Source organism: Campylobacter sp. W0066.2 (assembly GCF_024723515.1).
Classification (GTDB): domain Bacteria; phylum Campylobacterota; class Campylobacteria; order Campylobacterales; family Campylobacteraceae; genus Campylobacter_D.
In genome coordinates, this window is record NZ_JANQCV010000051.1 from 1 (window position 1) to 368 (window position 368).

A 368-nucleotide genomic window follows, 5' to 3' on the forward strand; every position below is an offset into this window, starting at 1 on the left:
TAAGAGGTTCAATTTGCCAAAATATATCATACAAAACCAAATTTTGAATAAACAAAGGTGTATTTCTTTTTTTTACACAATCACTTAAAATCTTTAAATATCCATTTCTAGTCACATTTAAATAATAATCTTTTGATTTTAATTTTAAATCCAAAGTTGAGCTACTATCTTCTCTTTTTCTATAAAAATATTTTGCTTTTGGTAAAAAAGCACTTTTTGAGTTAATATTATCTAACAAATACTCGTTTATAAATTTAGCATCTTCAAAATTTGGTTTTATTTTTTCATCAAAAATTAAATTATCTAAAAATGTGATATTCATAAAGCAGCTTGCAACTGACAGTTGTATGAAATTATCAAGATTATAA

General features: G+C 22.0%; 1 pseudogene. It reads right to left on the bottom strand.

Annotated elements, in window-relative coordinates:
* Positions 1 to 368: pseudogene (locus tag CAMP18498_RS07940) on the bottom strand (capsular biosynthesis protein); the annotation flags it as partial.